An 8,534-nucleotide genomic window follows, 5' to 3' on the forward strand; every position below is an offset into this window, starting at 1 on the left:
GTGCGCCGCCCGAGCTCCCTCCCGCCAGCGGCGCCTGGCGGGAGGGGGACTCCCCCGGCCGCAGGCAGCGGGTGCGGCTGCCGTCGCCCCTGCGGCTGGAGGCGGGCGGCGAGCTGGCGGGAGTCGAGATCGCCTACGAGACGTGGGGCGAGCTCGACGCCGACGGGTCCAACGCCGTGCTCGTGCTGCACGCGCTCACCGGTGACAGCCACGTGGCCGGCCCCGCCGAACCGGGGCACCCGACCGCCGGGTGGTGGGACGCGCTGGTCGGGCCGGGTCGCGCGCTCGACCCCGCCCGCTGGTTCGTGGTGGCACCGAACGTGGTCGGCGGCTGCCAGGGCAGCACGGGACCGTCGTCGGCCGGCCCCGACGGCAGGCCGTGGGGCAGCCGCTTCCCGCTCGTGACCGCCCGCGACACGGTGGCGGCCGAGGCCGCGCTCGCCGACGCGCTCGGGATCGACCGCTGGGCGTGCGTGCTCGGCGGTTCCATGGGCGGGATGCGGGCGCTGGAGTGGGCGGCGACCGAGCCCGACCGGGTGGAGCGGCTACTGCTCCTCGCCTCCCCGGCGGCGACCTCGGCCGACCAGATCGGCTGGGCCCAGCCGCAGCTCGCCGCGATCCGCGCCGACGCGGGGTGGCGCGGCGGCGACTACTACGACGCCGGGCCGGGGGAGGGCCCGCACCTCGGCCTCGGCGTGGCCCGCCGCATCGCGCACATGAGCTACCGCAGCGGCCTGGAACTGACCGAGCGGTTCGGCCGTAGGCCCCAGGTCGGCGAGGACCCGTGGCACGGCGGCCGCTACGCCGTGGAGTCCTACCTGGACCACCACGCCGCCAAGCTGGTGCGCCGGTTCGACGCGGGCTCGTACGTGCGGCTCACCGAGCTGATGAACGCGCACGACGTGGGCCGCGGCCGCGGGGGCGTGGCCGGCGGCCTCGCCAGGGTGACCGCGCGGACGCTGGTGGCGGGCATCACCTCCGATCGTCTCTATCCGCCCGACCAGCAGGCCGAGCTCGCCGAGGGCATCCCCGGCGCCGGGCCGCTGCGACTGATCGACTCGCCGTACGGCCACGACGGCTTCCTCATCGAGGCGGCCGTGGTGGGCGCGCTGCTCGCCGAGCTGCTGGACCGTTGAACGCCATACGACTCGACTCCGTGTGACGGACTGTGACGAGTACGATAGATACGTGTCGGAATCGGAATCCGTTGGACTCGGCTCGGACGTCCTTGTCAATCATCAAGGCCGCGTGACGATCCCAGCGCAGATCCGCCGCGAGGCGGGGATCGAAGCGGGCACGCCGTTGGTCGTGTACGTCGAGGACGGTCGCGTCGTGATGGAGACCCGCGAGCAGCTCGCGCAGCGCACCCGCCGGGAGGTCGCCGCGTCATGGTCGGGTGAGGGATCCGTGGTGGAGGAGCTGCTTGCCGAGCGGCGGGTGGAGGCCGCCCGCGAGGACGAGCGGTGACCCATTCGACGTCAGGGCGCGACGGCGTCGTGCTCGACGCTTCTGCGGTTCTGGCATGGCTGCGCGACGAGCCCGGCGCGTCAGTTGTCGACCCGTTGCTCGACGGCGGCGTCGTCTCCACCGTGAACTGGTCCGAGATCTGGCAGAAGCTCGACCAGCGCGGTGTCGACGCCGATCGCGCCACCCGGAGGCTGCGCGTGCTCGGGGTGGGCGTGCAGCCGCTCACCGTCGAGGACGCCGTCACCGCCGCCCAGTTCTGGGACCGCACACGGAAGGTCGGGCTGTCGCTCGGGGACCGGTGCTGCCTGGCGCTCGCCGCGCGCCTGAAGCGTCCGGCCGTCACCGCCGACACCGCGTGGGCCGACCTCGATCTCGATCTCACGGTTCGCACGATCCGCTGAACCGCGGGCTACTGCGCGGGCTCGGCGACGCAGAACTCGTTGCCCTCCGGGTCGGTCAACGTCGTCCACACGAAGCCCGCCTCGGCGCCGCCGCGCTCCCCGACGACTGCCGCCCCGAGCCCGACCAACCGCTCGACCTCGCGCTGCCGGTCGCCGGGCGCGACCGCGAGATCGAAGTGGAGCCGGTTCTTGCCCGACCGCGGCTCCGGCACCCGCTGGAGCCCCACCGAGGGCCCACCCGCGGGAGGCGGTTCGAGCATCACCCAGTCGCCGAAGTCCACCCGGACCTCCGTGCCGAGCGCCGCCGCCCAGAACTGCGACTGCACGCGCGTGTCCGCGCAGTCGACCGTGACCATGGCGATCGCCGGTGCCATCGTCTCCACCTCCGTGTGTCGGGACCGTCGCCGCGGACGCTAACCGGGGGGACCGACAGAATCGGGCGGGCACGATGCTCGCGGCCGTGAAAGGGGTGACGCGTGACCGCCAGGCCGTACGTCCTGCTCTCCGTCGCCACCTCGGTGGACGGCTGCATCGACGACGCCACACCACGGCGCCTCGTGCTGTCGAACGCCGCCGACCTCGACCGGGTCGACGCGGAGCGGGCGGGCGTCGACGCGATCCTCGTGGGTGCCACGACGGTCCGCCGCGACGACCCGCGGCTGCTGGTCCGCTCGACCGACCGCGTGGCCCGGCGACTGGCCGAGGGCCGGCCCGCCCAGCCCACGAAGGTCGCGGTCAGCCGCAGCGGCCTCCTCGACCCGGGTGCACGCTTCTTCACCGCGGGGGACGCCGAGCGGGTCGTCGTAGTCCCCGACGGCGCGGTGGCGGCCACCCGGGCGCGGCTGGGCGACCTCGCCGAGGTCGTGGGCGCGGGCGATCCGCTCGATCCCCGGCGCGTGCTCGCCGTCCTCGCCGGGCGCGGGGTGCGGCGGCTGATGGTCGAGGGCGGCACGAGCATGCACACGCTGTTCCTCACCGCCGGGCTCGTCGACGAGATCCAGCTCGTCGTGGCCCCGTTCTTCGTCGGCGACCCGGCCGCGCCCCGGTTCGTCGGCCCCGGGGCCTTCCCGTACGACGCGGGGCACCGGATGCGGCTGGCCGAGGCGCGGCCGATCGGCGACGTCGTGCTGCTGCGCTACCTGTTGGGAGACACCGGATGACCGATCGGGACCACCTGGAGGCGGCGGTCGCGCTGGCGAAGCGCTGCCCGCCGTCGGACACCGCGTTCTCCGTCGGCGCGCTGGTCGTCGACCCCGCCGGCCGCGTGCTGGCCGAGGGCTGGTCGCGCCGCAACGACCCCCACGACCACGCGGAGGAGTCGGCACTCGCCGACCTCGGCGCCGACTGGCGGGCCACCCCCGGAACCACGATCTACAGCTCGCTCGAGCCGTGCAGCGCGCGGGCCTCCCGGCCGCGGACGTGCACCGACCTGATCCTCGCCGCCGGGATATCCCGGGTCGTGTTCGCCTGGCGGGAGCCGTCGATCTTCGTGGAGGGGGAGGGCGCCGAGCGGCTGCGGGCGGCGGGCGTGGCCGTCGTCGAGCTGCCCGAGCTCGCCGAGGCGGCCCGCGAACCCAACCGCCACCTGCTCGGACGGTAACCGCCGCGACCGCCGTCGGACCCCGTCGCTACCCTTTGCCGGGTGTTGACCCGGATGTCGTCGCTGTTCCTGCGGACCCTGCGCGAGGACCCGGCCGACGCGGAGGTGCCGAGCCACAAGCTGCTCGTCCGCGCCGGCTACGTCCGTCGCGTCGCGCCGGGGATCTACTCCTGGCTGCCGCTGGGCCTGCGGGTGCTGCGCAACATCGAGCAGATCGTGCGCGAGGAGATGGACGCCATCGGCGCCCAGGAGATCCAGTTCCCCGCGCTGCTGCCCCGCGAGCCGTACGAGGCGACCGGCCGGTGGACCGAGTACGGGCCCAACCTGTTCCGGCTCAAGGACCGCAAGGGCGGCGACTACCTGCTCGGGCCCACGCACGAGGAGCTGTTCACGCAGGTGGTCAAGGGCGAGTACTCGTCCTACAAGGACTACCCCGTGATGCTCTACCAGATCCAGAACAAGTACCGCGACGAGGCGCGGCCGCGGGCCGGCATTCTGCGCGGGCGCGAGTTCCTCATGAAGGACTCGTACTCGTTCGACCTGAGCGACGAGGCGCTGGCCGAGTCCTACCGGCTGCATCGCGACGCCTACGTCCGGATCTTCGACCGGCTCGGCCTGCAGTACGTGATCGTCGCCGCAACGTCGGGGGCGATGGGCGGGTCGGCGTCCGAGGAGTTCCTGGCCACGGCGCCCACGGGCGAGGACACCTTCGTCCAGAGCCCGGGCGGCTACGCGGCCAACGTCGAGGCGGTCACCACGCCCGCGCCGCCCGCGCAGCCGGTCGAGGGCCTGCCCGCGGCGCAGGTGCACCACACCCCCGACACCCCCACCATCGGCACGCTGGTCGACTTCCTCAACGCCGCCGAGCTCGCCCGGAGCTTCACCGCGGCCGACACGCTCAAGAACGTGCTCGTCAAGACCCGCCGCCCGGGCACCGACGAGTGGGAGCTGCTCGGCGTCGGCGTGCCGGGCGACCGCGAGGTCAACATGAAGCGGCTGGAGGCGGCGCTCGAGCCCGCCGAGGTGGCGCTGCTCGACGAGGCCGACTTCGCCCGCCACCCGTTCCTCGTCAAGGGCTACATCGGGCCGGGCGCGCTCGCCGCCAACGGCGTGCGCTACCTCGTCGACCCGCGGATCGTGGCCGGCACCGCCTGGGTCACCGGCGCCGACAAGCCCGACCACCACGTCGTCGACCTCGTCTGCGGCCGCGACTTCACCCCCGACGGCACGATCGAGGCCGCCGAAGTGCGCGAGGGCGACCCCGCCCCCGACGGCAGCGGCCCGCTGTCGGCCGCCCGCGGCATCGAGATCGGACACGTCTTCCAACTCGGCCGCAAGTACGCCGACGCGGCAGGCCTCGATGCCCTCGGCCCGGACAGCAAGCCCGTGCGGATCACGATGGGCAGCTACGGGATCGGCGTGTCCCGGCTGGTGGGCGTGATCGCCGAGCAGAGCCACGACGGGTCGGGGCTGATCTGGCCGCGGGCCGTCGCGCCCGCCGACGTGCACGTCGTGATCGCGGGCAAGACCGAGGAGATCGCGGCGGGCGGCGAACGCCTGGCGGCCGACCTGGACGCCGCGGGCCTGCGGGTGCTGCTCGACGACCGCAAGGCCTCGCCGGGGGTCAAGTTCGCCGACGCGGAGCTGATCGGTGTCCCCACGATCGTCGTGGTCGGTCGCGGCCTGGCCAACGGCATGATCGAGGTCAAGGACCGGCGCAGCGGCGAACGCACCGAGATCCCGGTGGACGGTGCCGTCGAACAGCTGGCCGAGCTGGCCCGCAAGCGGTGACGCAGATCTGGTGGCGCCCCGCCCCGGCGTGATCGACTGTGCTGGCGCGGGTGCCCAGGAAGGAGCGGCCGGGAGATGCGTGAGGACACGTGCCCCGTTCCCCGTTCCACGAGCGCACCCGCAGGCGCCCACGCTCCGTCACCGGACCGTCCCGGCGCGCAGCCGGCCGCCGCTGTCCGGCCTCCCGGCGCCGCCCGTTGCGGCGGTGCACGGCACCTCCGTCCGGGGCGGTCCCGCTCCGGCTCCGCACGACATGGGTCATCCACCGGCCGATGCCGAACGGGCCGCTGGGCGCGCCGTTCACGCATCGGCGGGTCCGCGGGGGAAGGTTGATCGAGATGGGCTTCGACGAGGTGCGGGCCGTGGCGGTCCCCGGCGAGGGCGTGGTCGTGCGCCTGCCGGGTCTGCTCTGCGTTGCCCAGTGCGCCGACCGGGACGTGCTGCGCCGGCTGCTGGACGTGTGCGAGGAAGCGGCGGGGCCCGAGCCGGGTCGCGTGCTGGCCCGGCTGCTGGCGGCGTGGCTCGGTGGGCCGGACGCGCCGCAGGCCGACCTGCGCTTCGGCACGGTCGCCGACGCGGGTGAGCGCTGGGCGGTGTTCCTCTTCGGAGCGGTGGGCATCGCGGTCCCGGGCCGGGACATCGCGCTGTCCGGGGCCGACTCCGTGGCCTGGACCGACCGCCTGCTGCCCCGGCAGGACGTGCCCGTCGAGCTCACGCTGGAGGGCACGGTCGTGCCGTCCGACATCATCGACGGCCTGCACGACCTGCGGTCCGGTGTGGTCGCAGGGGCGGCCGCGGTGCTGGTTCCGCGTCGGTCGACGCAGCGCCCGCGGGAGCGCGCGGCCGAGTCCGCGTGGGGGGAACCGCGGGACGAACGCGGCGGTGGGCCGACGGACCTGTGGTTCTCGCGGGCCGAGCGCCCGCACGGGGACGACCGCGGTCCGGCCCGTCCCTCCGCCGGCGGGGTCGACGACGTCCGGGTTGCCCGCCGGGCGGGGCAGGACCGGGCCCCGGACCACGACGAGCCGCCGCGCACCCGCCGCGGCGAGCCGGACCCGGGGTGGTTCGACTGGCCCACGGCCGGGCCGCCTGGCATCGGCAACGCCTGGGTCGACCCGGGCGTCGGGCGCACCGCCCTCGGCGCCAACGGAATGAGCCATGCCCCGGCCCGGCGCAACGGCGCCCACCCGCTCGGCAGTGGGCCGGGGCGGGCCCTGCCCGGGGTGCGCAGGCCGGGCGGCCCGGGGCGGCGCCGCCGCGCCGACGATGAGGAGCAGAGCCGGCGGGACCGTCTCGGCACCGAACCGCGGGGCATCGACGTCGGTGGTGTCGGTCCGGCCGGTGCCGATCATGTCGAGCAGAGCTTCGTCGATCCCGGTGGGGTCGGCCCGGGTGGTGCCACGGGCGCGCTCCCCGTCCACGCCGGCGACGGTGCCGACGCCGACCCGCCGCCGGTGGACGGGCTTTTCGGCGACCCCGTGGGCGCCGAGGTGGGAGACCCCGATCCCGTGGCCGGGCCGGAGTCCGACGACGTCGCCGGCATCGAGCCGTTCGACGCCGGCCACGAGGAGACCGACGCGGGCCCGGCCGAGACGGTGCACGGTGGCCCGGACGAGGCGCTGCCCGGCGAGTGGCCCACCGCGGCCGGCACTGCCGACGCGGGGGAGCGCCGTTTCGGCGAGCCGTGGCCCGCGCCTGCGGTGACGGGCGCCGACGACGCCTACGACACCGACGGCAGCGCAGGCTTCAACGGCAGCGCAGGGCTCCACGGCGGGGCAGGCTTCAACGGCGGCACGGTGAACGGCAGCGCGGCGCCTCTCGCGGCGGAGGAGGGCCCGGTGGAGCCGCCCCTCGAGGAACCGGAGCCCGTGCAGGGGGAGGACACGCCTCCCCCCGACGGCGACCGTGGTGCTGCCGCGGACCGGGAGGAGCAGGACCGCGGGGGGTGGCTCGCCTCCGGGGACGACCCCGGTCCGGAGACCGCCATGACCCCGGCGCTGCCGCTGCCTCGCCGGTCCCGGCACGTGCTGTGGGACGACGAGGCGGCGGCTGCGGCACCGGAGGGGGCGGAGGAGGGCACCCCGCGGCTCGGCGTCCCGCAGACCGCGCAGGCGGGTGCGCGCCGGCCGCCGGTGCGGGCCGAGCGGATCCTCGGGGTGGCCCCGGCGGAACCGCCCCGCCCGCCGCTCGAGCACGGCGCGCCCGTCGGCGCCGAGGTGGTCGCCGACGATGCGCCCGACGCGGACGTCGGCCCCCTGGCCCGGGGCCACCAGTGCGGCCGCGGCCACCTGAACGACCCGCGCGTGCAGTTCTGCACCCTGTGCGGCGTCCGGATGCCGGGCAACGGCGACCTCGTCGTCGGGGCGCGGCCGCCGCTCGGCCTGCTGCTGTTCGACGACGGCGCCGCCTACTCGGTCGACGCGGAGTACCTCGCGGGCCGGATGCCGGAGGCAGACGCCAGGGTGCGGTCGGGGACGCTGCGCCCCCTCGTCGTGGAGGACCGGTCCGGTGCGGTCTCCCGGGTGCACGCCGAGATCCGCATGCACGACTGGGATGTGCTGCTCGTCGACACCGGGTCCCGCAATGGCACGTTCGTCGCGCCGCCGGGCGAGCAGGGCTGGAGCCGGCTTCCCGCCGGCCAGTCGCGCCGGCTCGTCCACGGCACCCGGGTCCGGCTGGGCGGGCGGACGTTCGTGTTCGAGTCGCCGTCCGGGGCGCGCTGAGCGCTCGGGTACCCCGAGATGAAGATCCACAGGCACAGGGAGCCGGCGGGACCCGAGGGGCTCGGGCCGCTGCGGAAGGAGGTGGGCGTGGACGCACCCGCAAGGGTCGTGCCCGCCGCGATCGCCGACTACGAGGTCGTCCGGCTGCTGGGGGAGGGCGACCACGGGCACACGTACCTGGCCCGGCCGCCCGCCCGGCTCGGGCTCGCCGAGGAGTTCGTCGCACTGAAGGTGCTCTGCGACCGGGTGGGTGAGCAGGCGTACGAGCGCGGGGTCCGCGAGCTGCGCGCCTTCGCCGCGGTGCGCTCCGAGTACCTGGTGCGGGTTTTCGACGCGGTGCTCGAGGAGAGCTTCGGCTACGCGATGGAGTACCAGCCCCTGGGCTCGCTCGCCGCGCCCGCCCGTCCCCTCGACCGCGGGGACGTGCTAGAGCGTGTCCCGTGGATCATGCGGGTCGGCTGCGGTAGATCTCTTCTGTGCTTGATCGCCACGACTTGACCGACGCGGAGTGGGCACGGCTGGAGCCGTTGCTGCCCGACCGGACACCGCGAC

General features: G+C 75.3%; 9 protein-coding genes. 8 read left to right on the forward strand and 1 reads right to left on the reverse strand.

Going from position 1 to position 8,534, the window contains the following annotated elements; genetic code table 11:
* The 3 genes from metX to KME75_RS37295 all read left to right on the forward strand — a co-directional run.
* A partial coding sequence (gene metX / locus KME75_RS37285) for a homoserine O-acetyltransferase MetX (protein ID WP_246633589.1) occupies positions 1-1,136 on the forward strand: 1,136 nt, incomplete at its 5' end.
* 52 nt (positions 1,137-1,188) lie between these two features.
* Positions 1,189-1,467, forward strand: a complete 279-nt coding sequence (locus KME75_RS37290) for an AbrB/MazE/SpoVT family DNA-binding domain-containing protein (RefSeq protein WP_219419660.1) — start codon at positions 1,189-1,191, stop codon at positions 1,465-1,467.
* On the forward strand, positions 1,464-1,868 hold the full coding sequence (locus KME75_RS37295; RefSeq protein ID WP_219419654.1) for a type II toxin-antitoxin system VapC family toxin: 405 nt from the start codon (positions 1,464-1,466) through the stop codon (positions 1,866-1,868). Before KME75_RS37290 ends, KME75_RS37295 begins: the two co-directional genes overlap by 4 nt.
* A gap of 8 nt (positions 1,869-1,876) precedes the next feature.
* Here the strand turns inward: KME75_RS37295 and KME75_RS37300 are convergent, their stop codons facing one another.
* Positions 1,877-2,242 (reverse strand): VOC family protein, encoded by a 366-nt coding sequence (locus tag KME75_RS37300; RefSeq protein ID WP_219419655.1) that lies wholly within the window; start codon positions 2,240-2,242, stop codon positions 1,877-1,879.
* Positions 2,243-2,344: 102 nt separating this feature from the next.
* Between KME75_RS37300 and KME75_RS44350 the strand changes: the two genes are divergently transcribed.
* The 5 genes from KME75_RS44350 (at position 2,345) to KME75_RS37320 (ending at position 8,480) form a co-directional block, all read left to right on the forward strand.
* Complete coding sequence (locus KME75_RS44350) at positions 2,345-3,028, forward strand: RibD family protein (protein ID WP_308283425.1); 684 nt, start codon at positions 2,345-2,347, stop codon at positions 3,026-3,028.
* Positions 3,025-3,468: a cytidine/deoxycytidylate deaminase family protein gene (locus KME75_RS44355; RefSeq protein WP_246633590.1), complete on the forward strand. Its 444-nt coding sequence runs from the start codon at positions 3,025-3,027 to the stop codon at positions 3,466-3,468. Before KME75_RS44350 ends, KME75_RS44355 begins: the two co-directional genes overlap by 4 nt.
* A 42-nt stretch (positions 3,469-3,510) precedes the next feature.
* Entirely contained in the window at positions 3,511-5,259 is a 1,749-nt protein-coding gene (locus tag KME75_RS37310) for a proline--tRNA ligase (RefSeq protein WP_219419656.1), read from the forward strand.
* A 272-nt stretch (positions 5,260-5,531) separates the two neighbouring features.
* Entirely contained in the window at positions 5,532-7,982 is a 2,451-nt protein-coding gene (locus tag KME75_RS45390) for an FHA domain-containing protein (protein WP_219419657.1), read from the forward strand.
* A gap of 87 nt (positions 7,983-8,069) precedes the next feature.
* Entirely contained in the window at positions 8,070-8,480 is a 411-nt protein-coding gene (locus KME75_RS37320; RefSeq protein WP_219419658.1) for a protein kinase family protein, read from the forward strand.
* Positions 8,481-8,534: the final 54 nt, after the last annotated feature.

Source organism: Pseudonocardia nigra (assembly GCF_019396355.1).
GTDB lineage: Bacteria > Actinomycetota > Actinomycetes > Mycobacteriales > Pseudonocardiaceae > Pseudonocardia > Pseudonocardia nigra.